This window comes from Demequina sp., from assembly GCF_016278775.1.
In the GTDB taxonomy this organism is placed as follows: domain Bacteria; phylum Actinomycetota; class Actinomycetes; order Actinomycetales; family Demequinaceae; genus Demequina.
The window spans coordinates 170,279-194,654 of the sequence record NZ_JADQBF010000004.1 but is presented as its reverse complement, the minus strand read 5'-3'; the positions used below and the strand labels follow the sequence as shown (position 1 = coordinate 194,654).

Annotated in this window: 24 protein-coding genes; 12 read left to right on the top strand and 12 right to left on the bottom strand. The window is 67.7% G+C overall.

Annotation, left to right across the window (positions count from 1 at the left end; translation table 11 throughout):
- Positions 1-50 precede the first annotated feature (50 nt).
- The 4 genes from glyA to QZZ33_RS01140 are packed head-to-tail and all read left to right on the top strand — an operon-like array spanning position 51 to position 4,660.
- Positions 51-1,349, top strand: coding sequence for a serine hydroxymethyltransferase (glyA, locus tag QZZ33_RS01155; protein WP_291377633.1), 1,299 nt, complete (start codon positions 51-53; stop codon positions 1,347-1,349).
- Positions 1,350-2,225 carry a bifunctional methylenetetrahydrofolate dehydrogenase/methenyltetrahydrofolate cyclohydrolase gene (locus QZZ33_RS01150; protein ID WP_291377632.1) on the top strand — a complete coding sequence of 292 codons (876 nt, stop codon included), beginning with the start codon at positions 1,350-1,352 and terminating at the stop codon, positions 2,223-2,225.
- Positions 2,226-2,275: 50 nt separating this feature from the next.
- Positions 2,276-3,802, top strand: coding sequence for a DUF2142 domain-containing protein (locus QZZ33_RS01145; RefSeq protein ID WP_291377631.1), 1,527 nt, complete (start codon positions 2,276-2,278; stop codon positions 3,800-3,802).
- A gap of 48 nt (positions 3,803-3,850) precedes the next feature.
- Positions 3,851-4,660: an exodeoxyribonuclease III gene (locus QZZ33_RS01140; RefSeq protein ID WP_291377630.1), complete on the top strand. Its 810-nt coding sequence runs from the start codon at positions 3,851-3,853 to the stop codon at positions 4,658-4,660.
- Between the two features lie 10 nt (positions 4,661-4,670).
- Here the strand turns inward: QZZ33_RS01140 and QZZ33_RS01135 are convergent, their stop codons facing one another.
- A complete protein-coding gene (locus tag QZZ33_RS01135; protein WP_291377629.1) occupies positions 4,671-5,903 on the bottom strand; it encodes a galactokinase family protein in 1,233 nt (410 codons plus the stop codon).
- Between the two features lie 91 nt (positions 5,904-5,994).
- On the opposite strand from QZZ33_RS01135, the gene QZZ33_RS01130 reads away from it, so the two are divergent.
- Positions 5,995-6,561: a hypothetical protein gene (locus QZZ33_RS01130; protein ID WP_291377628.1), complete on the top strand. Its 567-nt coding sequence runs from the start codon at positions 5,995-5,997 to the stop codon at positions 6,559-6,561.
- Positions 6,562-6,567: 6 nt separating this feature from the next.
- On the opposite strand, the gene QZZ33_RS01125 is transcribed toward QZZ33_RS01130, so the two are convergent.
- Positions 6,568-7,695 (bottom strand): Mrp/NBP35 family ATP-binding protein, encoded by a 1,128-nt coding sequence (locus QZZ33_RS01125; RefSeq protein ID WP_291377627.1) that lies wholly within the window; start codon positions 7,693-7,695, stop codon positions 6,568-6,570.
- An 86-nt stretch (positions 7,696-7,781) separates the two neighbouring features.
- Here QZZ33_RS01125 and QZZ33_RS01120 point away from each other — a divergent pair, with 86 nt between their 5' ends.
- On the top strand, positions 7,782-8,297 hold the full coding sequence (locus QZZ33_RS01120; RefSeq protein WP_291377626.1) for a hypothetical protein: 516 nt from the start codon (positions 7,782-7,784) through the stop codon (positions 8,295-8,297).
- Between the two features lie 18 nt (positions 8,298-8,315).
- On the opposite strand, the gene QZZ33_RS01115 is transcribed toward QZZ33_RS01120, so the two are convergent.
- From QZZ33_RS01115 to QZZ33_RS01100, 4 genes are all read right to left on the bottom strand, one after another.
- The gene (locus tag QZZ33_RS01115) at positions 8,316-8,834 is read right to left on the bottom strand and encodes a DUF1003 domain-containing protein (RefSeq protein WP_291377625.1); all 519 of its coding nucleotides are present in this window, start codon (positions 8,832-8,834) and stop codon (positions 8,316-8,318) included.
- The gene (locus QZZ33_RS01110) at positions 8,827-10,125 is read right to left on the bottom strand and encodes a CBS domain-containing protein (protein ID WP_291377624.1); all 1,299 of its coding nucleotides are present in this window, start codon (positions 10,123-10,125) and stop codon (positions 8,827-8,829) included. The genes QZZ33_RS01115 and QZZ33_RS01110 overlap by 8 nt, the downstream gene beginning before the upstream one ends.
- Positions 10,126-10,166: 41 nt before the next feature.
- Positions 10,167-11,075, bottom strand: coding sequence for a phosphotransferase (locus QZZ33_RS01105; protein WP_291377623.1), 909 nt, complete (start codon positions 11,073-11,075; stop codon positions 10,167-10,169).
- A gap of 134 nt (positions 11,076-11,209) precedes the next feature.
- Complete coding sequence (locus QZZ33_RS01100) at positions 11,210-12,652, bottom strand: pyridoxal-dependent decarboxylase (RefSeq protein WP_291377622.1); 1,443 nt, start codon at positions 12,650-12,652, stop codon at positions 11,210-11,212.
- 97 nt (positions 12,653-12,749) lie between these two features.
- On the opposite strand from QZZ33_RS01100, the gene QZZ33_RS01095 reads away from it, so the two are divergent.
- Complete coding sequence (locus tag QZZ33_RS01095; protein ID WP_291377621.1) at positions 12,750-14,150, top strand: PLP-dependent aminotransferase family protein; 1,401 nt, start codon at positions 12,750-12,752, stop codon at positions 14,148-14,150.
- Positions 14,151-14,174: 24 nt separating this feature from the next.
- On the opposite strand, the gene QZZ33_RS01090 is transcribed toward QZZ33_RS01095, so the two are convergent.
- Positions 14,175-15,554, bottom strand: a complete 1,380-nt coding sequence (locus QZZ33_RS01090) for a hypothetical protein (protein ID WP_291377620.1) — start codon at positions 15,552-15,554, stop codon at positions 14,175-14,177.
- A gap of 114 nt (positions 15,555-15,668) precedes the next feature.
- Positions 15,669-16,664 carry an LLM class flavin-dependent oxidoreductase gene (locus QZZ33_RS01085; protein ID WP_291377619.1) on the bottom strand — a complete coding sequence of 332 codons (996 nt, stop codon included), beginning with the start codon at positions 16,662-16,664 and terminating at the stop codon, positions 15,669-15,671.
- A gap of 213 nt (positions 16,665-16,877) precedes the next feature.
- Here QZZ33_RS01085 and QZZ33_RS01080 point away from each other — a divergent pair, with 213 nt between their 5' ends.
- A complete protein-coding gene (locus QZZ33_RS01080; RefSeq protein ID WP_291377618.1) occupies positions 16,878-17,264 on the top strand; it encodes a DUF1304 domain-containing protein in 387 nt (128 codons plus the stop codon).
- Between the two features lie 185 nt (positions 17,265-17,449).
- Positions 17,450-18,295: a DUF3800 domain-containing protein gene (locus tag QZZ33_RS01075; protein ID WP_291377617.1), complete on the top strand. Its 846-nt coding sequence runs from the start codon at positions 17,450-17,452 to the stop codon at positions 18,293-18,295.
- 4 nt (positions 18,296-18,299) lie between these two features.
- On the opposite strand, the gene QZZ33_RS01070 is transcribed toward QZZ33_RS01075, so the two are convergent.
- On the bottom strand, positions 18,300-18,506 hold the full coding sequence (locus tag QZZ33_RS01070) for a hypothetical protein (RefSeq protein WP_291377616.1): 207 nt from the start codon (positions 18,504-18,506) through the stop codon (positions 18,300-18,302).
- Positions 18,507-18,521: 15 nt separating this feature from the next.
- Positions 18,522-19,916: an aminopeptidase P family protein gene (locus QZZ33_RS01065; RefSeq protein ID WP_291377615.1), complete on the bottom strand. Its 1,395-nt coding sequence runs from the start codon at positions 19,914-19,916 to the stop codon at positions 18,522-18,524.
- Positions 19,917-19,975: 59 nt separating this feature from the next.
- Between QZZ33_RS01065 and QZZ33_RS01060 the strand changes: the two genes are divergently transcribed.
- A complete protein-coding gene (locus QZZ33_RS01060; protein ID WP_291377614.1) occupies positions 19,976-20,800 on the top strand; it encodes a PHP domain-containing protein in 825 nt (274 codons plus the stop codon).
- Between the two features lie 18 nt (positions 20,801-20,818).
- Here QZZ33_RS01060 and QZZ33_RS01055 read toward each other — a convergent pair whose 3' ends face one another.
- Positions 20,819-22,414 (bottom strand): DEAD/DEAH box helicase, encoded by a 1,596-nt coding sequence (locus tag QZZ33_RS01055; protein ID WP_291377613.1) that lies wholly within the window; start codon positions 22,412-22,414, stop codon positions 20,819-20,821.
- 184 nt (positions 22,415-22,598) lie between these two features.
- Between QZZ33_RS01055 and QZZ33_RS01050 the strand changes: the two genes are divergently transcribed.
- Positions 22,599-23,102 (top strand): gluconokinase, GntK/IdnK-type, encoded by a 504-nt coding sequence (locus QZZ33_RS01050; RefSeq protein WP_291377612.1) that lies wholly within the window; start codon positions 22,599-22,601, stop codon positions 23,100-23,102.
- 15 nt (positions 23,103-23,117) lie between these two features.
- Here QZZ33_RS01050 and QZZ33_RS01045 read toward each other — a convergent pair whose 3' ends face one another.
- On the bottom strand, positions 23,118-23,336 hold the full coding sequence (locus tag QZZ33_RS01045; protein WP_291377611.1) for a DUF3107 domain-containing protein: 219 nt from the start codon (positions 23,334-23,336) through the stop codon (positions 23,118-23,120).
- Positions 23,337-23,385: 49 nt separating this feature from the next.
- On the opposite strand from QZZ33_RS01045, the gene QZZ33_RS01040 reads away from it, so the two are divergent.
- Complete coding sequence (locus QZZ33_RS01040) at positions 23,386-24,372, top strand: DUF3152 domain-containing protein (RefSeq protein ID WP_291377610.1); 987 nt, start codon at positions 23,386-23,388, stop codon at positions 24,370-24,372.
- The last annotated feature ends 4 nt before the right edge of the window (positions 24,373-24,376 follow it).

The window sequence follows — 24,376 nt, the reverse complement described above, 5'->3', positions numbered from 1 at the left end:
CGAACACTCACCTCGGCGCCGCGCGCGCCGACTGACGCGAAGGATCCGCGATGACCGATGCCGCGACCCCCTCTGCCACGCAGGGAATCATGAACTCCACCTTGGCCGAACTCGACCCCGACATCGCGAGCGTCTTGGACCGCGAACTCGGGCGCCAGCGCGACTACCTCGAGATGATCGCTTCCGAGAACTTCGTGCCGCGTGCGGTGCTGCAGGCCCAGGGTTCTGTGCTGACCAACAAGTACGCGGAGGGCTACCCCGGTCGCCGCTACTACGGCGGTTGCGAAGAAGTGGATGTGGCGGAGAACATCGCCATCGAGCGCGCCAAGAGCCTCTTCGGCGCGGAATACGCGAACGTGCAGCCTCACTCGGGTGCCACCGCCAACGCAGCGGTGCTGCACGCCTTGATCAGCCCCGGTCAGAAGATCATGGGCTTGTCGCTCGCGCACGGCGGCCACCTCACGCACGGCATGAAGTTGAACTTCTCGGGCAAGCTGTACGAGGTCGCCGCCTATGGGCTCGACGAGCAATCACACCGCATCGAGATGGAGCAGGTGCGTGAGCAGGCTCTCGCCGAGCGCCCGGACGTCATCATCGCCGGCTGGTCTGCGTACCCTCGTCATCTCGACTTCGCCGCCTTCCGCGAGATCGCCGACGAGGTGGGGGCGAAGCTCTGGACGGACATGGCGCACTTTGCTGGCTTGGTAGCCGCTGGTCTCCACCCGAGCCCCGTTCCTCACTCCGACGTGGTCTCCACCACCGTGCATAAGACGCTCGGCGGCCCGCGCTCCGGGCTGATCGTGGCTCGCGACATGGAACTGGCCAAGAAGCTCAACTCGGCAGTCTTCCCCGGCCAGCAGGGAGGGCCGCTCATGCACGTGATCGCCGCCAAGGCGACCGCGCTCAAGATCGCCGCGGGAGCGGAGTTCAAGGAGCGCCAGGAGCGCGTTCTCGAGGGTGCGCGCATTCTGGCGGAGCGCCTCACGGCCCCCGACGCGATCGAGGCAGGCATCAACGTCGTCACCGGCGGCACCGACGTCCACTTGGTCCTGGTCGACCTGCGCAACTCGCCGATCGACGGCCAGCAGGCGCAAGACCTGATGCACGAGGTCGGCATCACGGTCAACCGCAACGCCGTCCCGTTCGATCCGAGGCCGCCGATGGTCACTTCGGGCATGCGCATCGGCACCCCGGCCCTTGCCACGCGTGGGTTCGGCTCCGCCGAGTTCGCCGAGGTTGGCGACATCATCGCTACCGCGCTCAAGGGGGACGCCGACATCGAGGCGCTGCGCTCACGCGTCGCGACGCTCGCCAGCGACTTCCCGCTCTACCCGGGCCTCGTTCAGTAGATGGTGGGCGTTCTCGACGGCAAGGCGACCGCCGCGACTATCAAGGCCGAGCTGGCCGTGAGGGTCGCGGCGCTCGCCGAGCGCGGCATCGTGCCCGGCCTTGGAACGCTGCTCGTGGGCAACGACCCAGGCTCCACCTGGTACGTCAACGGCAAACATGCCGATTGCGCCGAGGTGGGCATCACGTCGATCAGGGAGGACTTGCCCCAGACGGCGACTCAGGCCGAGATCGAGGCGGCGGTGCAGCGACTCAACGACAACCCTGCGTGCACCGGCTTTATTGTGCAGTTGCCGCTGCCAGCAGGCATCGACACGAATCGGGTGCTCGAACTCGTCGATCCCGACAAGGACGCCGACGGTCTGCACCCGACGAATCTTGGCAGGCTCGTGCTGCGCGTCGGCGAGCAGGTCACGAGTCCGCTGCCGTGTACGCCCAAGGGCATCATCGTGCTGCTGGAGCGGCATGGGGTGTCTCTCGCTGGAAAGCACATCGTGGTCGTGGGGCGAGGCACCACGGTGGGCCGCAGCATCGGGCTATTGCTGACTCGCAAGGCCGTCAACGCCACCGTGACGTTGTGCCACACGGGCACCGCAGACCTCGCCTCGCACACCCGCCAGGCCGACGTCATCGTGGCTGCCGCTGGAGTGCCGGGGATCATTGCGGCCGACATGGTCAAGGACGGTGCGGTGCTGGTAGACGTGGGGGTGTCGCGCGTGACGGACCCAGCCACCGGCAAGTCAAGGGTGGCAGGTGACGTCGCTCCGGATGCCCGCGAACGGGCCTCGTGGTACTCGCCCAACCCCGGCGGTGTGGGGCCCATGACCCGTGCCATGCTAGTGGCCAACGTGGTTGAGGCGAGCGAGAGGGCGCTGTGATTTCGATGGGCTCGGACAATGTGGGGGAGCGGACATTCCGACGCCTCGTCGTGATCGCCACTGTTGCGTGGGCCGCGATCATGATCGCTTGGCTCCTCATCACACCGGCATTCAGAGCGCCCGACGAGCACGTGCACTTCAATTCGGTGATTCGCCTTGAACATGGCGGGGGATGGCCAGTTCCAGGCGACGCGAAAGTAGGTCCAGGCGTCGTGACCGCGATGTCGGAAGCTGGTCTCAGTTACAAGCTTCCCAGAAGCGAGACGCACTGGGGCAACCCCCCGGTGTATCTTCACGTGCAAACGCCACCAGAGACGCACTCAACCATCGACTCGGACAACGCGCTTCCCGGCCCCGACGCGACCGTCGCCGACCAGATGAGCCAGCACCCTCCCCTCTTCTACGCGATCCAAGCGACCGCTGCGCGCATTGCGGGAATGCCAGGTGAGACTTGGTCGACACAGTTGTTCTTCGCGCGACTGCTTGACGTGCTCATGATGCTGCCCCTGCCGTGGCTCCTTGCAAGCACCGTCCGCCTGCTGGTCCCGAGTCCGGGAGTCGCGGGAGCGACCGCCTTCTTCCCCCTGGCGCTGCCTCAGGTCCCTCACATCGCCGCTTCGGTGTCGAATGACAACCTCGCAAATCTTCTCGCGGCCATCGCCGCGTGGCTCGCTGTCCGGCTGTACGTTCGCGGGGGCGGATGGCGGTCAGCTCTTGTGCTTGGCCTTGCTATGGGTCTCGCAGCGCTGACCAAGGGCACCACCCTGGTGCTGCTTCCCGTGGTGGTCTTCGCGCTGTATGCCGCGCCAGGGGTTGTGGGCCGAACACACCGTATCTACCGGCTAGCAGCGGGGCTGGGAGTCTCGTTCGTGACGGGCGGCTTTTGGTGGCTCGTGAACATCGTGAGGTATGGCGATCTCCAACCTGACGGATACAAGCTCATCGCTGGCCTGAGCCCTGATCCCGGCCGCACGCCACTGACCTTTTTCTCGCACGCGGCGCATGCTGTCAGCGAGAGTTTCGTCGGGCGCTTCTCGTACCTCGAGCTCACGTTCTCTGGGGGGCGCGCGATCTACGTGGTGGGCGCCATCATCCTCGCCTCAGTCGCCGCCATCTGGGTGGCACGTGGAAGGCGAGTGCTCGCGCTGACATTGATTGCCGCGCCGGTGCTCACCATCGCCTTCATGTTCAAGTCCTCGTACCCGTGGTACATCGACTACGGCCTTCTGCCGGGCTTGCAGGGCCGATATCTCTTTGTCTGCCTCGTTCCGTTGGCCGCTCTTGTCGCGATCACTTGGGACACCCTTGTTCGAGTTCGCTGGCTCTGGATCACGATTCCCGTTCTTGTGGTGGGAGCTGGCCTTACTGCGGCCGCCGGCTTGCGCGTGGCATTGCGTGGCTTCTACCAGGGCCGCGATGAACGCTTCCTCGATGTCGTTGTCGATCGTGCTGCGATGTGGGTGCCTGGCGGTCACGCGGCCGTGATCAGTGCCTTCGTGCTGATCGCACTCGCCCTTGCCGCGACTTGCTACGCCGCGTGGCACGTACGCAGTCGGCGTGTCTGTCTCGCCGAATAGGCTAGATCCCGTGTCAAGGTCCTGACCGCTAGCCCAAGGAATCAACAGATGCGCATCGTCACGGTCAACGTCAATGGGGTCCGCGCGGCCCTTCGCAAGGGCATGCAGGAGTGGCTCGACACCGTCGAAGCCGACGTGGTGTGCCTCCAAGAGGTCAGGGCGCCAGATGAGGTGGTGGACGACGCCTTCTCGGCCGGCTGGCACGTGGCTCACCAGGCGTGCGAGATCAAGGGCCGCGCTGGCGTGGCGATCCTCTCGCGCGAGCCGCTCACAGACGTCCTAGCGGGCTCCCAGGCGCTCGGAGGTGCCGCCGCCGTGCCAGCACACACCGGCCGCTGGCTCGAGGCCACCGTGGCGTCCGCCAGCGGTCCCATCCGGGTGGTGTCGGTGTACGTTCATTCCGGCGAGGCGGGCACGCCCAAGATGGACTCCAAGTTCGAGTTCCTCGACCTCATGACAGCGCGAATGGCGGCACTCGCTGCGTCCCACGATCGCGTCGTGGTCATGGGTGACATCAACACAGCTCACACCGAGCACGACATCAAGAACTGGAAGGGCAACCTCAAGTCCGCAGGCTTCCTGCCGGAAGAGCGTGCGTACCTGAACCGGTGGATCGACGCCGGCTGGGTCGACGTTCACCGCACCTTGGTGGGGGAGCAGGACGGCCCGTACACCTGGTGGTCGATGAGGGGCAAGGCCTTCGACACCGATACGGGGTGGCGCATCGACTATCACTACGCAACGCCGACGATGGCCTCTGCGGCTGTGGCGGTGCGGGTGGATCGCGCAGCAGCGTGGGATGCGCGGTGGTCGGACCACGCGCCGCTTGTGGTGGACTACGAGCTCGGCGCCCGCTAGCCCCGGACTTCTAGAAGAACGCGAACGCCGGGCGGGGCAGGCCACCGGCAACGAATGCGGCGTCAATGAGGCGCGCCGTGCCCGTCGCCTGTGCCCGGCGTATCAACGCCACCGCCGATCCGCCACGGCCAGAGCCCGTGAGGCGGGCCCCCAGCGCGCCCGCTCTGAACGCCTGGTCGACCGCAAGATTCAGCGGCTCGCAGCTCACATCAAAATCCGTCTCGAGCGAGGCGTGCGAGCGGTACATGGCCTTGCCGACCGCCACGAATCGCTCGTGAGCCGGAGCGGTCCCTGTCAACTCGTCCCGCACTACCTCCACGCGCTCGTTCTCTGTGAAGACGTGGCGAGCACGCTTGCGCAGGATCGGGTCATCGATCGCTTCGATCCGCGCCAAAGCGCCGGGCACCGCGCGCAGGGCACCAATGCTCTCGACACCCAGCGCGGCGGCGGCCCTACCTATCTGCGCCATGCGTTCACGCACCATCTCGTTCTGATCGGGATGGGGAACGCCCGTGTCGATCACCAGGAGCCCCAGGCCGTATTCGGCGAAGGTCAGCGGGCACCCTGTGGCACGTGGCGGTGACGTGGCAAAGTCGAGGTGAAGCGCTTCCCCTGGGGCGCCTCGCATGATCGCGTGTTGGGCGAGGCCAGCTGTGGCTCCGCCCGCAATCTCGTTCTCCGCATCGATGCACACGTCCGCAAGCTCGACCGCGGTGATGTCGGTCGCGAGCGCGAGACCCCACAGCCCGTTCGCAGCCAACGCCGTCGCGGCGGTCAGCGATGTCGACGCACTGAGGCCGGCAGACAGTGGCACGCACGAGGCGAAAGCCAGGTCGATCCCCGTGCTCGCAAAACCGCGTTCGATGAGCGCCCAGAGCACGCCAGCGGGATATGCCATCCAGCAGTCCTCGCCCACCAGGCTCTGCAACGAGTCCAGGTCGCCCTCCCACACCGCCTCATCGCCGCACGCCGCATCGGCCCTGTCCGTGACGAGGCGCACCACCCGATCCGAGCGGCGAGCCGCCGCCACAAAGGTGCGGTGAGGAATGGGCGTCGGGAGCGAGACCCCCTGACTGATGTCCGTGTATTCGCCGACGATGTTGAGACGCCCTGGCGCCGACCAGACGTGGCGTGCCTCGACCCCGAAGGCTTGTCGCATGCGAGCCCTGGCGCGACGCTCACCCTCATCGAGCGACCATGCCGTCGTCCAGCGAGGTTCGGTAAGATCCGACGAAACGGGCATGTGTCCCATCATGCCAAACGCTGACCTCCTCACCACGCCATGGTCGTGCCATGATGAGGGAGGAAATGCCGACTATTCGAGGAGCAATCACATGGCCGCCCGCAAGACGACTTCCTCCGCTACTCCAGAGCCACAGCCGACGCCCCAGACAGCGGCGACCACGCCGCCGCCTATGCAGCAGTCGCCCTCCGTGTTGGGACGGTTGCGCGACAACCGCATGGGCGCGGTGCTTGGAGGGCTGATCGTCGCCCTCGTGGTGGGTGCGCTGCTGTCGATCTTGGTGCCCGACTCGCAACTCTTGCTCGCCCTTGTGTTGCTAGGACTTGGCGAGGCCGCGGCTGTCGGCTTCACCGTGCGCTACCTGAGCGATTGCCGCGGCCTGAGGACGCAGATCTCTGCGTTCGTGCTGACCGCCATCGGCGTGCACGTCCTCGCGACCACCGGATACGTGAACCAGCAGATTGGGGACATCGGAGGCATCGTGGGAGGCCTTGGCGGTGGAGTCGGATCGGGACTCGGCTGGGACGATGCCCTGCTGACCGCATTGGCCACGCCTGCGGCGTCGACCGGCGCCGTGGTGTGCGGGCTGATTGCGGCGATCATCGCTGGTTGGGGTCCACGAGGTGACGGACACGCTCGCTCGGCCGACGCCGCCTAGCGTTCGCTAGGGCGCGACGGGGGACACGCCCAGCGACCGCCCCGCAAGGCCCCGCTGGCGAGCGCCTAGAGTGCGAGCCATGTCGCGGAGCGCGACGGCGGCGGGGGATTCGGGGTCGGAGAGGACCACGGGGGTGCCCACGTCGCCGCCCTCGCGCGTGCTCATGTCGAGGGGGATCTGACCGAGCAGCGGGACGGTGGTGCCCAGCGTCTCGCTGAGGCGATCCGCCACGCGCTGGCCGCCGCCCTCGCCGAACAGGTGCAGGCGGCTGCCGTCTGGTTGGTCGAGCCAGGCCATGTTCTCGATGACACCGACGACGGACTGCGAGGTTTGCGTGGCGATGGAGCCCGCGCGCTCCGCCACGCCAGCGGCCGCGACCTGGGGGGTCGTCACGACCACCAACTCCGCGTGGGGCAGCAGTTGAGCCACGGAGATCGCGATGTCGCCTGTGCCTGGCGGCAGGTCGAGAAGCAGCACATCAAGGTCGCCCCAGAACACGTCGGCCAGGAACTGTTCGAGCGCTCGGTGCAGCATCGGCCCGCGCCACACGACGGGTTGGCCCTCCGGAACGAACATGCCAATGCTCACGGCCTTGACCTCGTGCGCGATCGGCGGCAGCAGCATGTCATCCAGTCGAGTCGGCTGCGCGGTAATCCCGAGCATGCCAGGGATGGAGAAGCCAAAGATGTCCGCGTCGAGCACTCCCACCTTGAGCCCATCCGCCGCCATCGCGGCGGCCAGGTTGGCTGTCACGGTGGACTTGCCGACGCCACCCTTGCCGGAGGCGATCGCGTACACGCGCGTGAGGTTTCCCGGCTGGGTGAAGGGGATGACGGGCTCTGGCTTGCCACCGCGCAGCGCCGTCTTCAAGCCGTCGCGTTGCTCGTCGGACATGACGCCCAGTTCGACCCGTACGTCCGTCACGCCGTCAACGGTCTGTGCCGCGGCCTCGACGTCGCGCGTGATGCGGTCCTTCATCGGGCAACCGGAGATCGTCAGGTCGATGCCGATCACGGCGATCCCGTCGCCTTCGACTTCGATGCTGCGCACCATGCCGATCTCGGTGATCGGCCTCCTGATCTCGGGGTCGATGACCTTGGACAGTGCGGAGCGGAGAGCTTCAATCGTAGGCATGCCACCATCGTAGGCACCCTTGCGCACGGTCGAGTCCGTCCGCTAGTGTCCGAGCACGCAAAGCTGCGTCAACTTGAGGGGGAGTCATGACAGAGTTCACGCCAGAAGTGCAAGGCCCGACGGCCTATCCGGACAGTTCTCAAGCGGTCGGCGGTCCTGAGTCGGCACCTGGGGTCGAAGAGCCGGGAGCCACCGGATCCTGGCTGCTCGCGGCCGCGTCGGCCCTGGTCGTCGGTGCGATTGCGGCCTTTGCCTATGCGGCAATCTCGTTCGCCATGCAGCGTGAGTTCCTGATGCTCGTGATCGGCGTCGGCCTCCTGGTCGGCGTGACGGTGGCTATGGTCGCCAAGCGCACCGGATTCGTCACTGGCGTGATCGCCGTGCTCATTGCTGCTGTGGCGGTGCTCGCGGCAGACGCCCTCATGGTCGTCTTCTTTGCTGCGGGCTCGATCCCCACCGGGCTCTCTCGGCTTGCGAACGTCGATGTGGGCACCGTGATCTCGGCGTACTTCGAGGATCCGCTGGGGTACTTGTGGTTGGCCGTGGCGTTGATTGCGGCCTTCAGCGCGGGGTCAGGGATGGGTGACAAGAAAGATTCGTAGGCGCGTCGGCAGTCGCCGCTACTCGGCGCTGGTGGCGCCGTCGCGCTCGCGGTCCTTGTCGTCCTGACGCAGTTCATCGAGCAGCGATCGCAGTTCCGAGCGTACGAAGTCACGGGTGGCCGTCTCGTTGAGCGCTTGCCGCAGTGCGGCGACCTCCCTGGCGAGGTATGCGGTGTCCTCAAGCGAGCGCTCGGCCCGCTGGCGGTCCTGCTCCGCACTCACGCGGTCGCGGTCGTCCTGACGGTTCTGGGCCAGCAGGATGAGCGGCGCCGCGTAGGAAGCCTGGAGAGACAACATCAGGGTCAGCGCGGTGAAGTAGTACGTCGCCGAGTCGAACCGCAGGTTGACGGGGCCGAACGTGTTCCACGCCAACCAGACAATGACAAACACCGTGAGGTACACAAGGAATCGTGGCGTACCAAGGAAGCGGGCGATGCCTTCGGAGATCCTGCCGAACCTGTCCGCGTTGCGCGGCGACGTGGGACGCGAACCGAAAAGTCGGCGCTCCCCCTTGGGTCGATCGAGTCGCTCAGCCACGCTTGCCCCCTTGCGCGGGTCGCTCCGGCGCGCGAGGGTCGCCAGCGTCGTGCTCGCGCCAGTCGCGAGGCAGCAAGTGGTCCAAGACATCGTCAATGGAGATGGCGCCCAACAGACGGTTGTCCTCGTCCACGACTGGCAGCGCCAGGATGTCGTACGCGGCCATGCGGCGGGACACGTCGGACAGGGTGTCGGCCGGCGCGAGAGTCGAGATGGCGGGATCCACGAAGTTGCCCACAGAGTCGTGTGGCGCCTCGCGCAACAGCCGCTGAATGTGCACGAGGCCGACGTAGCGTCCGGTGGGGGTCTCAAGTGGAGGACGCACCACAAACACCATGGACGCCAGGGCCGGGGGCAATGCGTCGCGTCGCACCAACGCAAGGCACGTGGCCACGGTGGTTTCCGGCCCGACGATGACGGGCTCGGTGGTCATCAGGCCGCCAGCGCTGTCGTCCTCATAGCCGAGCAACTGACGGACCTGGTTGGCGTCGTCTGGCTCCATGAGTTCCAGCAGGGCAGCCGCGTCCTGCTCGGGAAGGTCGCCGAGCAGGTCGGCGGCGTCGTCGCGTTCCATCGCCTCGAGCACGTCTGCTGCGCGTTCGGGGTCAAGGGTGCGCATGAGGAAGATCTGATCGTGCTCCGGCATCTCCTCGAGTACGTCCGCCAGCCGCTCGTCGTCAAGCGCGGCGGCGATCTCGGCCGTGCGCGCTGGGCTCATCTCCATGAGCGCCGCGGCCAGGTCGGCGGGCTTGTAGTCCGCAAAGGACTGGATGACGAGGGCAGCGCCTTGCAACTTGTCGCGCGTCGCGAGGCCCGTCACGGCATCGACGTCCACCACAGTGGAGGCGCCGCGGCGAGAGAAGCCGAGCACCCCGCGTCGGCGTTCCCCGCTACGCACGTACAACTTGGTGACCTGCCAGAGCTTCCCGCGCGTCTGCTCGATCGCGATGTCCTCGATGTAGGCGGTCGACTTGTCAGTCCTCAGGGTCACGGAGCGATCGAACAGTTCGCCGATGGCGAGTGTCTCTGAAGGGCGCGCCTGGAACCGGCGCAGGTTCACTACGCCAGTGCAGATCACCTGGCCGGGGACGATCGACGTGACTCGAGTGAGCGGCATGAAGACGCGGCGCCTGCCCGGGACCTCGACCACGAGGCCAACGGCCGTAGGGACTCCCGTGCGGCGCACGACGAGGACGACGTCCCGCACTCGACCCACCGGATCGCCGAGTGGATCGAACACAGTGGTGCCAGCAAGGCGTGCCACGTAGACGCGTTCGGTGCCGATGCTCATGGGGCACAGCCTACTGTCGGAGCGCCCAGGTGCGGCTGAAGTTATCGGGTGCGGTGCGCGACTCCCAGCGCCTCAAGGCCAGCCCATCCTGCGGCGGCGCGGGGCCCTTTCATCTCGGCGGCGAAGGAGAGGGCAAGGTAGACGCCCTCGGCGCGGGCGCGGGCGAAGGTGCGGGCGTCGATGGGTCCGTAGCCGATGGTGAGCGCGTCCCAGCCATCCTGGCCCACCAGGACAAGCGCCTGACCCAGGTCAGCAGCGGGGTCTCCCGCCGCAGACTCGCTCCAGTCGATGATGCCTGCCAGCTCACCATCGTCCGTGAGCACGTTGCCCGGGTGGAGGTCGAGGTGGGTCCAAGAGGCGGCGGGACGGGGGGTGATCGCACCGTCATGAAAGACCCGCGCGGCGGCCTTGGCGTTGAGGCGCCACGAGGAACTCGCGGAGGCGGAGGCGAGCGCTTCGAGGCGTTCAGAGACCCGGTCGGAGCGCTTCAGCAGCGAGAGCGAACGGGTGGGGTGGCGAGGAGCCTCTGCTGGCGCTGGCACGTGGAGCGCCCGAAGAGCCGCTCCCAACTGTGCCACGCCCAAGCGATCCAGGGGTGAGACGTGGGCGGGGGTGCCGTTGATCCACGGCACTACCGTCCAGGCCCACGGGAAGTCAGCGGAGGGTCGCCCGACACGGACAGGTACGGGAGCCGCGAACGGCCACGCCTTGCCGATGTGCGCCATCCATGCGGTCTCGGTGGTCTGCTTTGCGGCAGCCTGCTGGTGAAGCGGCATGCGCATGGCCCACTGATCGCCGAGGCGCCAGACGATGCAGTCTCTTCCCTCGAAGTGGGCACCCACCGGCAGGGCCTTCGCCTCGGGGAACTGGGAGTCGAGAAGTTGTCGGACGAGTGCGGCGTCGATGGTGACGTCTTCCCGGTTGCGGGCCCGTACCACAGTGTTGACCACCCTTTGACGGTAATCGTCCTCAACCGCGGCCGATATGGCATGTTGCCACAACGAGTCCTGCCCCTCATTGTGGGGGTTCGCTCACACAAAAGGTACGTACCTCGCACCGGCCCACAATCCCACGAGCCAGGGCGTCAGAAGGTCGCGCGGACCGCCTCCCAACACGCGACGATGGCGTCGACGGAGGCCCGCACATCGTCGGCCGTGGTGGCGGCGTCCGACACGGAAATGCGCAGAATCGTCCGGCCGTTCCACACGCTGCCGCCTGCCCACAGCGTGCCCTCCTGGGCGATAGCCCGCGTGACGGCTGCCGTGACGGCGTCGTCGCCCGGCGCGCCCGGCTCCTGGCCGAATGTCACGGGAACCTGGTTGAGCGCGGGCTCAACGATTACCTCCGCGCCCGCCTCGCGGAGCAGGTCGGCGAACAAGGAAGCCATGGCGCACGAGTGGTCCACGAGCTCTGCGATCCCCGAGCGACCTCTTGCGGCGAGCAGCGCCCACGTCTCGACGCCTCGGGCGCGCTGAGACATGTGAGGGCTGAGGTGCATGAGGGGCCGGGAGTCCGTGCTCGCCAGGTAGGGGGCATGCATGGCCATGGCCCGGTACAGGTCTCTGTAGTCGCGGACGATGACGACGCCGGAGTCGTACGGCGCGTTGAGCCACTTGTGGGCGTCTGTCGCCCACGAGTCTGCCTGGTCCACTCCCCACACCTGTTCCCTGAGTGTGGGCGAGGCGGCTGCCCACAGGCCGAAAGCACCGTCGACGTGCACCCACCCCCCACGCTCGCGAACGCCGGGAATGATGCGGTCGAAGGGGTCGCTCGCGCCGGTCGTGACGTTGCCCGCCTGGAGGAGGACCAAGGTGAGAGCGTCGGTGTCGGTCGGAAAGGCGTCGGCGTCGATGGCGCCACGCGCGTCAACGGGGACGCGCTCCACCAGGCCGGGGGCCAGCCCCGCCAGCCGCAGCGACTTGAGCGCGGAAATGTGCACCTCGTCGCCCACGACGACGCGGATCGGCGGGGCACCGATGAGGCCGAGTTCGTTGACATCCCAGCCCGCGCGGGCGAGCAGGGCATCGCGCGCCGTCACGATGCCAGTGAAGTTCGCCAAGGTGGCGCCGGTGGTGAAGGTGGCCACGGCGTCGTGCGGCAGTCCCAGCAGGTCGACGACCCATGCGGCCGCGACCTCATCCAGCACCGACGCGACGGGGGATTGGGCGGGCAGGGCGGCGTTCTGGTCCCATGCCCCGGCCAGGATCGAGGCTGCGGCCGCCGCGGGCTCCACGCCGCCGTTGACGTAGCCGAAGTAGCGGCCCATCGCCTGCACCGTGGTGGCGGGAGAGCCCACCTCGTCGAGCTCGCGCAGCACGTCGTGAGCGGTGCGTGGGGCGTCCTGCAGGGGGCGACGAAAGGCCTCAAGCCCTGCCACGGCGTCGGCGGTGGGGGCGATGGGCCGATGCGGGGCCGCCGCAAGGTAGCCGCCGGCCCTGCGAGCGGCCTCCGTGGTGACGGCGATCCTCTCCCGCAGTCGCGCGAGGGCCATCGGGTGGGTGAGAGCTGGGGTGAGATCGGTAGCCATGTGACCATGGTCTTGCGACTGGCCCCCTCGATCCAGTGCCGCATCAGATGCCACTGGCACTAGGCAAGAGGGTCCAGTTAGCGGCATGCTGGCCCGCATGCGTACTACGGCCGAACAACTCTCCGACGTGCTTGACCATTGGCAGACGGGCACAGGGCCGCTGTACGTCCAATTGGCAAACGCCATCGTGTCGCTCGCCGAGTCAGGGTCGCTCGAGCACGGCGCCCGGATGCCCTCCGAGCGCGCGCTCGCTGGCCACCTTCACCTCTCGCGCAATACCGTGACGGCCGCCTACCAGCAGTTGCGGGATGCGGGATGGCTCGAGGTGCGGCCCGGTGCGGCGCCGACGCTCGGCGTGAGTTCGCGAGGGGTGCTCGGGCTGAGCCCCCAGGAGCGCTTCGCGCAGATACTTACGGGGGAGAGCCAGCCCATCGTCGCGTTCAACACCGCGTCGCCGCCGCCTGCGCCCGTGGTGACGCGGGCACTGGCTGACCTGTCGGCGTTCCTCGGCGGCTCACCCGCGGTGGGCAACGGGTACGCGGCGCTTGGCGACAGGGACCTGGTGCTCGCCGTGACCGAGCACTTGCGACGGCAAGGCGTACCTGCGCGTCCAGAGGAGGTGGTGATCACCTCGGGTGCGCAGCAGGCCATTTGGCTCGTGGTGACGATGCTGGCCACCTCGCGACGCCCCGTCGCGCTCGAATCGGTCACCTATCCAGGCGTCTTCGACGCTGTACAGGCCTCCGGTTCCCGTCCGCTCGCCTTGCCGATGGGTCCAGGCGGGTTGGACGTGGCCGGCTCCATCAAGTTGCTGCGCGCCGCGCGGCCCGACCTGGCGTACACCACCACCTTCCACAACCCCACCGGCACCGCCATCAGCGACGACGACGCGCGAGTACTGCTCGAGGCGTCGGCCGGGCTCGCGACCACTCTGATAGATGACCGCACCATCGGCGACCTCGCGCTCGACGGAAGCGCGCGCACGCCCTTTGCCGCGATGGGGACTGACGCCTCGGTCATCACCGTGGGAGGCATGTCGAAGGTCTTCTGGGGCGGACTGCGCATCGGCTGGCTGCACACCAACGCGACGCTTGCGGCCCAACTGCGACACCGGCGTGCCGCGATGGACCTCGGCTCGCCCGCGCTGTTTCAGCGGGTGGCCGCCAGGCTGCTTGCGGAGCACTTCGAAGAGACCCTGCGGTGGCGGGTGGCGTCGATGCTGGACTCCCTCGACGCGGTGGACGAGGCCGTTGCGGAGCACGGACTGGACTGGGAGTACCGGCGGCCAGTCGGCGGCCCTGCGCTGTGGGTCAGGCTTCCAGACGGTGGTGCCACGCGGTTCGCCGCGCGGGCCGCTGAGGCGGGCGCCCCCGTGGCTTCAGGCACCGCGTTCGAGGTGCTGCCTGGCACGGGCGCAGACCGCTTCCGGCTGCCGTTCTACTTGCCGCCGGAGGAGATGAAACTGGGCATCAAGGTGCTGGCCGAACGCGCGGCGTAGGGCCGGGGGATCGGTGGCGCCTCGTCACCGACTCTGGTCGGACGCCGCGTTGGCCTCGAGTTCCGCCTGATCTGAGCGGGAGTCTCTCACTCGCTGCGTCACGGCGTGGATCACTGCGGCCAGTCCGAACGCTCCGGCGAACAGCGCGAGCGCGGCCACAGGGTTCTCCATGAGCGCGGGGTCGATCACCATGACCGCGGCGAGCACCAGCATGGTGACGCCAGCGAACAGCTTGAGCAGTTCGCCGTGCTTCTCTTGCATCTTCATGGCGCGCATGGTCCAGATCGCGACGGCGAGCACCAGGAACTCATCCAGGAGGAACGGCACCATGTATGCAAGGAACAGCCCCGCAGTCTCCAGGGCGCCGACGTTATTGGCCTGGAGCATCCCCGTCCACAGCACAGGGAAGCCCGCGGTGCACGGGGTCTCAAGGAGCGACACGGCGACGGCCAGCGCAACGGTCGCCGCGAGCGCCGGGATCAGGGCGCGTTGACTCGCTGCGGCTCGCATGCGCTGGTAGATGCCGGGTTTGGCCGAGTCGCTGATGGTGAACGACAGGCCCTTCTTGAACGCGAAGTAGTCCTTGACACTCACCGTTCCGAAGACTCCAGCGACGATCGCGACGGCGATTTGAATAGCCCCGATGAAGCCCACCACGGCGAGCGCCGAGTAGATGGCGCCCATGTAGAGGGCGTACATCCCCGCGGTGACTACGAGGAAAGTGGAGCCGATGGCGACGACGCGGCGCCGCGATCCCGTGCGCAACACGATGGTGAGGAGCACCGAGATGGCCCACAGTGAGCACGGGTTGACGCCGTCGACGAAGCCGATGATGACGGTGGACACCAGGAGCGAGCGGTCCCCCAGGGACACTTCGCCCACGAGCGGCACCTCGATCAGTTGGCCGTCCTCCTCGACGGTACAGAAGGCGTCTTCCTCCGAACATGTGCCAGCGCCAGCGGTGCCGTAGATACCGGCCCGTGGCTCCTCGCCTCGCGAGGTTTGGTCGATCGCGGCCGCCATGTCCTGCTGAATCTGGCCGGTCCAGCCGATCCACACGCGCTCGCCCACGATGGTAGTGGGTACGGAACTCGCCGCGAAGCCCAGGCGCTCGCCCTCTGCCACAAACAGGTCTCTGTTGTCGGAGTCGTTCCACACCTCGTACTCCGCGATGACGAGGTCCGGATACTGGTCCCGGACCTCTTCCAGCCAGTCGCGCTCGACCTCGCAGTTGGGGCAGCCGTCACCCCAGAACAGGACGAGATCGGCCTCGGGGTCGACGCCAGGGGTGACCGCTGCAGATGCCTGGCTCGTCAAGCCAAGCACGCTCCAGGCGAGCACGGCGAGAGCCAGGACGAGCGCGCGCACGAGCCTGACGCGACTGGGCGCGGGGGTGACGGGCATGGTGGGGATCCTACCGACAAGGCGACGCTGTGGACCGTCAGTGTAGGCACAGACCAGGGCGGTGACGTGGGCATTAGGTCTGGCGATGCCGATAGCCGACCGCGCCGCTTCCCGTCAGTCGATTCTCGGTGCGGCGAGGCGAAGGGAGCGCTCGCGATCATCGACACCGAGCGCCCCGTGCACCGTGATGACCTCGTCGGCGCGGGCCTCCGCCGCGAACGCCTCCAGGTACTCACGCACGTCGTCCGGCGTGCCGATCGCCGTATAGCGGGCCATCTGCGCGATCTGCGCGCCGCCGGGGCTCAGCAAGAAGGCATCCACCTCGTCGTCGCTGTACTCGCGGGCGGCGGGGCCGCGCGGGATGAGTGCCCGCACACGGAACCTGCGCGAGGCCGCGAACTGGACCGCAGCGTCGTCCGCGTCGTCGGCCGCGAAGACGCTCACTCCCGCGATGACGTACGGTTCCGCCAGGGCCTCGGAAGGGCGGAACGTGTCGCGGTAGACGCGCACCGCCTCGTGGAGCGCGGCGGGCGCGAAGTGGGAGGCGAACGCATACGGCAGGCCCAACGCCGCGGCCAGCTGGGTGCCGAACAGCGACGATCCCAGGATGTACAGCGGCACCGCGTCGGCGGCCGACGCTGCGGAGGGGACCGCTCGCACGCCCGGCACGCGCGAAGCTCCGGCGAGGTAGTCGCGCAGTTCCGCGACGTCGTCGGGGAAGCGGTCGGAATCGGTGGGGGAGCGGCGCAGTGCAGCGAATACTGCGCGGTCGCCGCCGGGAGCGCGGCCAAGGCCAAGGTCGATGCGACCCGGGTGCAGCGCGCCCAACGTGCCGAACTGTTCCGCGATGGTCAGCGGCGAGTGATTGGGCAGCATGATGCCGCCTGCGCCCACCCTGATGCGCTCGGTGTGCGCCGCCACGTGGGCGATGAGCACACTCGTGGCGCTCGACGCGATGGAGCGCATGTTGTGGTGCTCGGCGTACCAGACGCGCGCGTAGCCCGCCTGGTCGGCGGCCTGCGCCATGCGGACGGTATGCGCGAGCGCGGCCGACGCTGTCTCGCCCGGGGCGATGGGGGCAAGGTCGAGCACGGAAAGGCGGAGGGGCATGCTGGGTCAACCGCCGACGGGGCCAGGCGCTTCCCGTCCGATGCCGACCCGATGCCCCCGACCCTCGGCCTGAACAGTTCTGACCGCGTCCGTTGAGAGCGCGCGGTGGGCCGGATGCTGGTCCAGGCGTGGCGCCGGCGCGCGCGGTCAGAACTGTTCGCCTCGCGGCGACGGTGCCCTACGATCGTGCTCGAACGCGCTTTGGAGGCCCACATGCTGCTTGTCGCCCTCGTCCTCGCTGGCCTCGCGGCCGCACTTCACATCTACATCTGGGCCATGGAGTCCTTGTGGTGGACCACCCCTCGAGTGCGCGCGACCTTCGGGACCACTGTCGAACAGGCTGAGGCGACCCGGGGGCTCGCGTTCAACCAGGGCTTCTATAACCTCTTCCTGGCCCTGGTGACCCTGGCTGGCATCGTCGGATATGCGATGGGGTCTGACGGGGTGGGTGCTGCACTGGTGCTCGCGGGCGCCGGATCGATGCTCGCGGCTGCGATCGTCCTGATCCTCTCCGACCCCACCAAGGCGTCGGCCGCTGTGAAGCAAGGCGCGCTGCCGCTGGTGGCGCTGGCGCTTCTTGGAGTTGCCGCGCTCGCGTGACGGCGGGCACCGACGCTGCGAACCAGATCAACGGATGACACGCCGAGAGCGACCGCTCATCGTCCTGCCGCGCGGCGTGTCGTGAGCGAGATCGGTTCGCACTGTCTGGCGGGGCGGGCGCCTAGCTGCGGCGCGATCCGCCGTCGGGCCCGGTGCCCTACGATCGGGCTCATAAGGGGGCGCCGATGCTGCTGTTCTACGTGGACGAGTGCGGAGACGCGAAGGCTTGGCCTCGTGCCGGGTCGAAGGCTCCGACGCCCAGCGACTACCTTGTGCTCGCGGCGGTGGGCATCCACGACTCGTCGAGGGGTCCCTTGGCGATCGAGCTTCAGGCCACCAAAGAGCGCTACTTCGGCAAGCACGCGCGCAACCCTGACTGGAGCCTCACCGAACTCAAGGGTCGATACCTCAAGCACGCCGCCGCGGGGCATGGCGTGCCAATGGTCCCCTCGGGCTACGCGGCTCTCATTCAGTCAGGGAACCTGCACCTGCTCGTGCGCGATCTTGGTCAGATCTTCGCCAAGTTTCGCCCCACGATCTTCTCTGTGGTGGTCGACAAGGCTGCGCTTCGGGCCGCAGACTCGGCGGTCGAGCCGTTGGGCGCCGCCTATTCCAAGCTCTACGAGCGCGTCGCCCTGACGCTCGGCCACGTCAATGCAGGCGAGGGCGGCATGTTTGTCGCAGACCAACAAGAGTCGCATGAGAACTACTTCAAGAGTGGGGCACTGCACGACGCTCGCAGGGCTCTGCGACCCAAGGGCTCGAACCGCCCGGACTTTGACCTCCTCATGGACAAGCCGCTCTGGGTGGACACCGAGCGAAGCTCGTGGGACAGGGAGATGATCCAGCTGGCGGACATCGTGGCGTACTCCACGTACGAGTGGTTCAAGATCCAGTCGCCCCCGCAGGCAAATCACTACTTGTGGGACAAGATCGCGCCGTGCTTCGCGGCGCACTGGAACACGACCAAGGCGCAAGGCGGCGGGATCATGATCTATCCGGAGCCCCGCACCTACCCGCCGATCGACTGAGGCGCTAAGGAGCGGGGTAGCTAATGGGGAGGATCAGCCCCAGCAGCGGAATGCTGCGGCTCTCGCACTGACTGTCGCCTGCGACCGACGCGGCCGTCTCAGCGCAGCTTCCCTGCTGTCCGATGGGCGCGAACAGCACACCGGCAAGCAACGCACCCCAACCCCACCGCCACACGCGGAGCCGACGCTCTGACCAGGTGCGCATCGCCATGCCCCGACGCTACAACTACCCCCGCAGCCGCGCCATCCACGCCTCGACGGCGTCGGGGTCGCGGGGTAGCGCCACGGAGAGGTTCTCGCAACCGTCCTCAGTCACCAGCACGTCGTCCTCGATGCGGATGCCGATGCCACGTAACTCTTCCGGAGCGATGAGGTCGTCAGGCTTGAAGTAGAGGCCCGGCTCGATCGTGAAGACCATGCCGGGTTCCAGCACGCCCTCCATGTAGAGCTCGCGCTTGGCGGCGGCGCAGTCGTGCACGTCCAACCCCAAGTGATGGGACGTGGAGTGCACCATCCAGCGGCGGTACAGCTTGGACTCAGGGTCTTCCGAGGGAGGGACGATGCCCCACTCGGTGAGGCGCTTCTCGATGACCTCCATGGCGGCCATGTGGACGTCAAGAAACTTGGCGCCTGGGCGGGCCACCGCGAAGCCTGCGTCGGCGGCCTCGAGCACCACCTCGTAGACCTTGCGCTGAACAGGGCTGAACTGGCCGTCCACCGGCAGCGTGCGCGTGATGTCGGCCGTATAGAGGCTCTCCACCTCCACGCCTGCGTCCAGCAGGAGCAGGTCGCCGTGGCGCACCTGGCCGTCATTGCTGATCCAGTGCAGCGTGGTCGCGTGGGCGCCAGACGCGGCGATGGTCTCGTAGCCCACCGCGTTGCCCTCCTCGCGGGCGTGGCCATCAAAGGCAGCCTCGACCACGCGCTCGCCCCGCTTGTGCTCGAGAGCGCGGGGAAGTTCCTTCACGGCACGCGCAAAGCCGTCGATGGTGGCGTCCACGGCGTCTCGCAACTGCTGGATCTCGTAGGCGTCCTTCACGAACCGCATCTCGCTGAGCGCCTTGTGGACCGGCTTGGTCGGTTGAGCGCTCAACCGCAGGCCGCTGGGCAGGTCCGTCAGCGGCGCAGTCGCGATCCCCGTCATAGCCTCGAACTCGGCCAACCCTGGGCGTCGACCGATCCAGAACTCGCCAGAGCGGGGGTCCGCGTAGAAGCCCTCGTCGTCGTGCCCGGCGGGCGGGAGCAGGTAGAGCGTCGCGTCGTGCCCCGGCCGTGGCGCGTCGGCGGTGCCGCGCGGCTCCATGACAAGCACGGCGCTCGGCTCGTGGTCCGCGCCAAGGCCCGTGAGATACGCGAAGTCGCTGTCAGGACGAAAGCGGTAGTCGGTGTCGTTGGAGCGGACCTTGAGGTCGCCGGCAGGGATCACGATGCGCTTGCCGGAGAACATCGCGCTCAGGCGTTCGCGCCGGGCGGCGGCGTAGGGGGCGGCGGCCGACCGGGTGGTCCGCACGTCGTCGGGCTCCGCCCAGCCGGTGCTGAGAAAGTCCTTGAACTCCTGCGACGTGGGGCGGGTCGCGCGCGCCTTGTTGGTGTCCTGAGCCTGCTTGTCGGTGTTGTCCACCCCAACATCGTGGCACGGCCGGGGCGGGACTCGACACGCGAGCCACGTAGGCTGGCCGCGTGCGCATTGACCTCCATACCCACTCATACGTGTCGGATGGGACCGAGTCGCCCGCTGACGTGATGCGGGCCGCGCAGGCAGCGAACCTCGACGTGGTGGCGCTCACTGACCACGATTCGATGGCGGGTCTCGAAGAGGCTGCCGAGATGGCCGGCGGGCTCGGCATCAACTTTGTGCCCGGCATCGAGGTCTCGTGTACGCACCGGGGCATCTCGATTCACGTGCTCGCCTACTGGCCAGATCCCTCGCACCCCGAGATCGTCGCGATGCTGGAGCGCACTCGCGCCGCACGCATTGCACGAGCCCAAGAGATGGTGCGGCTCATCGGGGCCGACTACCCTCTCACCTGGGACGACGTGGTCGCACATGCGGGGAGCGCTGACACGGTGGGGCGGCCTCACCTCGCCGATGCGTTGGTGGCCGGGGGAGCTTTCGTCACCAGGGACGACGCGTTCGCCGAGGTCCTCGCCGGAAACTCGGCCTACTACGTTCCTCACTACGCGCCAGACGTGCTCGACGCGGTTCGTACCTTGCGCGCGACCGGCGCGGTGCCGGTGTTCGCGCACCCCGGCGCCGACGGCAGGGGTCAGGTGGTGCCCACGTCAGTGATCGAACAGATGGCCAGCGCGGGCCTCGTGGGCCTTGAGGTCGAACATAGGGACCACTCCGAGGTACAACGCGGCCGCTTGGCGCGCGTCGCCGAGAGGCTCGACCTCGTGCACACGGGCGCGTCCGACTATCACGGCACCGGCAAACTGAACCAGTTGGGCGAGAACGTCACGTCGCCTGCCGCCTACAAAGCACTGCAGGCGCTACGAGGCTAGCGCGTCGGCGCTCCCGCGCTACTCCGCCGCGGGAGCGGAAGAGGCTCCCTGGCCACCGCCTGAGCGACGACGCTTGCGGTTGCGATTGCGCTTGGGTGCGCCTTCGCGGGGCTGACCCTCTGCCGATGCGCCCTCGCGCGGGCCGCGAGTCTCACCAGCTGGAGCTTCGCGACGCGCACGGCCCTCGCCGGAGCCGCGACTGCTGTCGCCACCGCGTCGTCCCTGACCGCGTCCGCCACCAGGGCCCCGTCCGCCCCGATCGTCTCCACGCCCGCCACCGGAGCCGCGTCCGCCCCGATCCGAGTGGTCGCCGCCTGGGCCACCGCGCTTGCCGGTCTCTCCCAGGTCCTCCACCTTCTCAGCGTCGAGGCCCTCGCGCACCCGCGCGGAGCGCGGAAGCGTGCCTTTGATGCCCGTGGGGATGCTGAGCTGCTCGAACAGGTGAGGCGAGTTGGAGTAGGTCTCCTCCGGCTCGGGGTAACCCAGGTCGAGCGTGCGGTCGATCATGCCCCAACGCGGCATGTCGTCCCAGTCGACGAACGTGACCGCCACGCCCTTCTTGCCCGCACGGCCGGTGCGGCCGATGCGGTGAACGTACGTCTTCTCGTCCTCAGGGCACTGGTAGTTGATCACGTGGGTGACGTCTTCGACGTCGATCCCGCGGGCGGCAACGTCGGTCGCGACGAGTACGTCAATCTTGCCCGCCCTGAAGGCGCGCAGCGCCTGTTCCCTGGCTCCCTGCCCGAGGTCGCCGTGCAGGGCGCCAGCAGCGAAGCCTCGCTCGCGAAGGTCATCGCTCACCTTGGCGCAGGTGCGCTTGGTGCGGGCGAACACGATGGTGAGTCCGCGATCCTTGGCCTGCAGAATGCGCGCGAGCACCTCGATCTTGTCGAGCGCGTGGGCGCGATACGCGAACTGTGCGGTCGCCTTGACGGTGGCCCCGGTGTCATCGGGCTCCGATGCGCGAATGTGCGTGGGCTGCGTCATGTAGCGGCGGGCAAGGGCCACCACTGGACCGGGCATCGTGGCGGAGAAGAGCATGGTGTGGCGCCCGGCGGGGGTCGATGCGAGCAGTTTCTCCACGTCGCCGAGGAACCCGAGATCAAGCATCTCGTCGGCCTCGTCCAACACGACGGTGCGCACAAAGCGCAAGTCCAGGTGGCCCTGGTTCATGAGGTCGATGAGGCGGCCAGGGGTGCCCACCACGACCTCGACGCCCTTGCGGAGCGCGTCGATCTGGGGCTCGTAGGCGCGGCCGCCATAGATCTTGAGGATGCGGGTCGAGCGCTTCTTGGACGCCATCTCAAGGTCGTTGGCAACCTGCACAGCCAATTCGCGGGTGGGAGCCACGACAAGCGCCTGAGGCTTGCCGGTGGCGTCGCCCATCTCGTCGAATCCCGGCTCGCCAGGCGACACCGCACGGTGCAGCAACGGGATGCCAAAGCCGAGCGTCTTGCCGGTGCCGGTCTTGGCCTGGCCGATGATGTCGTGGCCGGAAAGCGCTACGGGAAGCGTCATCGACTGGATGGGGAACGGGGCAATGATGCTGTGGTCGGCGAGCGCGTCCACGATGAGTGGGTTCACGCCAAAATCGGCAAAAGTCTCGGAAGTCATGTGGTCCTTCAAATGCGAGGCGACGATACGTCGCGGGCTAGTAGCCGATCGCGCATTTCCGTTAAGAAGCGGCGTCACGCCGCGCATCACATGCGACCGGTCAACCATGTGGTCCCATCCAGTCTAGCGGCTCGCGCCGTGCCGTCCCTCAGGCGACTCGCGCCGCGGCGTCTAGGCTGGCGTCATGCGCGTGGTGGTCATGGGTGTGACGGGTTGCGGCAAGTCCTCTGTCGGTGCAGCGCTGGCCGCAGCTTTGGGCTACGAGTTTGCCGACGCCGATGACTTCCACCCGCCGGAAAACGTGGATGCGATGTCTCGCGGAATCCCTTTGACCGACGACGACAGGTGGCCGTGGCTGGACGCCGTTGGCGCGTGGATGGCGCCTCGCGCCGACGGCGTCGTCGCGTGTTCGGCGTTGCGTCGCGCTCATCGCGACAGGCTTCGCGAGGCGGGAGGGCCCATGATCTTCTTGCACCTCGCGGCTCCGCAAAGGGTGATCGAGGAACGCGTCCGCCAGCGGACCGAGCTGGAGGACCACTTCGCGGGCGTGGAGCTCGTGGCGACGCAGTACGCGGTCCTTGAGCCCTTGGGCTTCGATGAGGCGGGAGGGTCGATCGATGTGTCCCGCCTGAGCATCGCGCAAGTCGTAGCGGAGGCCGCCGAGATCGCCGCGCTTCAGGACGACTAGCGCCGCACGGGGCCGTTACGCACCGAAGCCGACTCGCCGCTTCTCTTCCTCGCCAATGTCGATGTAGCCCAGGGAGCCGACCGGCACGATGATGCGACGCCCCTTGGCGTCGGTGAGGTCGAGGGTTCCTCCCTTGAGGGCTTCCTTGACCATCGCCGCCACGTCGTCAGACGTCTTGTCCGTCTCCACGATCAACTCGCGGCTGACGTTCTGAATGCCGATGCGGATCTCCAACGTGACCTCCGTGAACGCGATATGCCCCTGTGGGAACTATCGTAGGGGGGTGCTTTCGCGGGTGAGGTCGATGTTCGCGGGCAGGGGAATCTCCTTGCCCGGGATCGCGGTGACCGCCGCAGTGGTGGCGGCGGCCTTCGGATTGGGGCTGCTGGCAGGGTGGGTCACCGACGGGCTTCCTGAGCGGCTTCGGGCGGAACCGACGCCGACGGCGTCGCCGAGTCCCACCTTCGCTTTCAGTCCTACAGTCGAACCGTCTGTGCCGCCGCGTGAGCCCATCACCCGCGACCTGACGGCCGATGACCGTGCTGCCGGGGTCGTGTCCACCGACTATGCGTTCCGCGGGGACGGGACCTTCACGGTGGTACCGGGGACGGACCAGCCGGACGCCGACAAGGGCGACGTGCGGTGGGTGTCCGTCGCAGTGGAGGATGGGGTCTCGGCCGATGACGGTGCCTTCCGTGCCTACGTGCTTGAGGTGCTCAACGACAACAGGGCATGGGGAACTGACGGCACACTGCAGTATGTCGCGACCGATGGTGTCGCTGACTACCGGGTGCTCCTTGCCAGCCCGTACACCACGGCGGCCGCGTGTGCTGACCCGCACGTCGCGGCGCAGGTGGGACCCGTCACCAACACGAGCCCCACGCCAGCGCCTGACGCCGAGCCGGCGGTGGCGCCACAGGCGTCTGGCGAGTCTGTCAACGGCCCAACCGAGTCACCTGCCGATTCTCCGTATGACAACTTGTGTTCGGAGGACGGGGTCATCGTGCTGTCTATCTACGACTGGACCGCAGGCTTGCCAGCGTACGAGGACGACTACTCGGGCGCCCGGAACTACATGCTGCTTCACCGTGTGGGTCACCTCATGGGTCGCGAGGACTCCGAATGCACCAGCGGGCGCGCCGCCGTCATGGACCTACAAAGAGACGGCTTCCCAGAAGAGTGCGAGGTCAACCCCTGGCCCTACCCCGACGCACCGGCGGTTCCTCCCGGGCCGACGCCAAGTCCCACGCCGACGGAAGCCGCACCGTAGCGTC

Excerpts from the sequence above, each read along its gene's own strand:
- QZZ33_RS01150 (WP_291377632.1), top strand. The coding sequence starts at position 1,350 with ATGGTGGGCGTTCTCGACGGCAAGGCGACCGCCGCGACTATCAAGGCC.
- glyA (WP_291377633.1), top strand. The coding sequence starts at position 51 with ATGACCGATGCCGCGACCCCCTCTGCCACGCAGGGAATCATGAACTCC.
- QZZ33_RS01110 (WP_291377624.1), bottom strand. The coding sequence starts at position 10,125 with ATGAGCATCGGCACCGAACGCGTCTACGTGGCACGCCTTGCTGGCACC.
- QZZ33_RS01055 (WP_291377613.1), bottom strand. The coding sequence starts at position 22,414 with ATGACTTCCGAGACTTTTGCCGATTTTGGCGTGAACCCACTCATCGTG.
- QZZ33_RS01125 (WP_291377627.1), bottom strand. The coding sequence starts at position 7,695 with ATGCCTACGATTGAAGCTCTCCGCTCCGCACTGTCCAAGGTCATCGAC.
- QZZ33_RS01085 (WP_291377619.1), bottom strand. The coding sequence starts at position 16,664 with ATGCCCCTCCGCCTTTCCGTGCTCGACCTTGCCCCCATCGCCCCGGGC.
- QZZ33_RS01140 (WP_291377630.1), top strand. The coding sequence starts at position 3,851 with ATGCGCATCGTCACGGTCAACGTCAATGGGGTCCGCGCGGCCCTTCGC.
- QZZ33_RS01050 (WP_291377612.1), top strand. The coding sequence starts at position 22,599 with ATGCGCGTGGTGGTCATGGGTGTGACGGGTTGCGGCAAGTCCTCTGTC.
- QZZ33_RS01080 (WP_291377618.1), top strand. The coding sequence starts at position 16,878 with ATGCTGCTTGTCGCCCTCGTCCTCGCTGGCCTCGCGGCCGCACTTCAC.
- QZZ33_RS01130 (WP_291377628.1), top strand. The coding sequence starts at position 5,995 with ATGGCCGCCCGCAAGACGACTTCCTCCGCTACTCCAGAGCCACAGCCG.
- QZZ33_RS01120 (WP_291377626.1), top strand. The coding sequence starts at position 7,782 with ATGACAGAGTTCACGCCAGAAGTGCAAGGCCCGACGGCCTATCCGGAC.
- QZZ33_RS01090 (WP_291377620.1), bottom strand. The coding sequence starts at position 15,554 with ATGCCCGTCACCCCCGCGCCCAGTCGCGTCAGGCTCGTGCGCGCGCTC.
- QZZ33_RS01075 (WP_291377617.1), top strand. The coding sequence starts at position 17,450 with ATGCTGCTGTTCTACGTGGACGAGTGCGGAGACGCGAAGGCTTGGCCT.
- QZZ33_RS01095 (WP_291377621.1), top strand. The coding sequence starts at position 12,750 with ATGCGTACTACGGCCGAACAACTCTCCGACGTGCTTGACCATTGGCAG.
- QZZ33_RS01100 (WP_291377622.1), bottom strand. The coding sequence starts at position 12,652 with ATGGCTACCGATCTCACCCCAGCTCTCACCCACCCGATGGCCCTCGCG.
- QZZ33_RS01135 (WP_291377629.1), bottom strand. The coding sequence starts at position 5,903 with ATGCCCGTTTCGTCGGATCTTACCGAACCTCGCTGGACGACGGCATGG.
- QZZ33_RS01070 (WP_291377616.1), bottom strand. The coding sequence starts at position 18,506 with ATGGCGATGCGCACCTGGTCAGAGCGTCGGCTCCGCGTGTGGCGGTGG.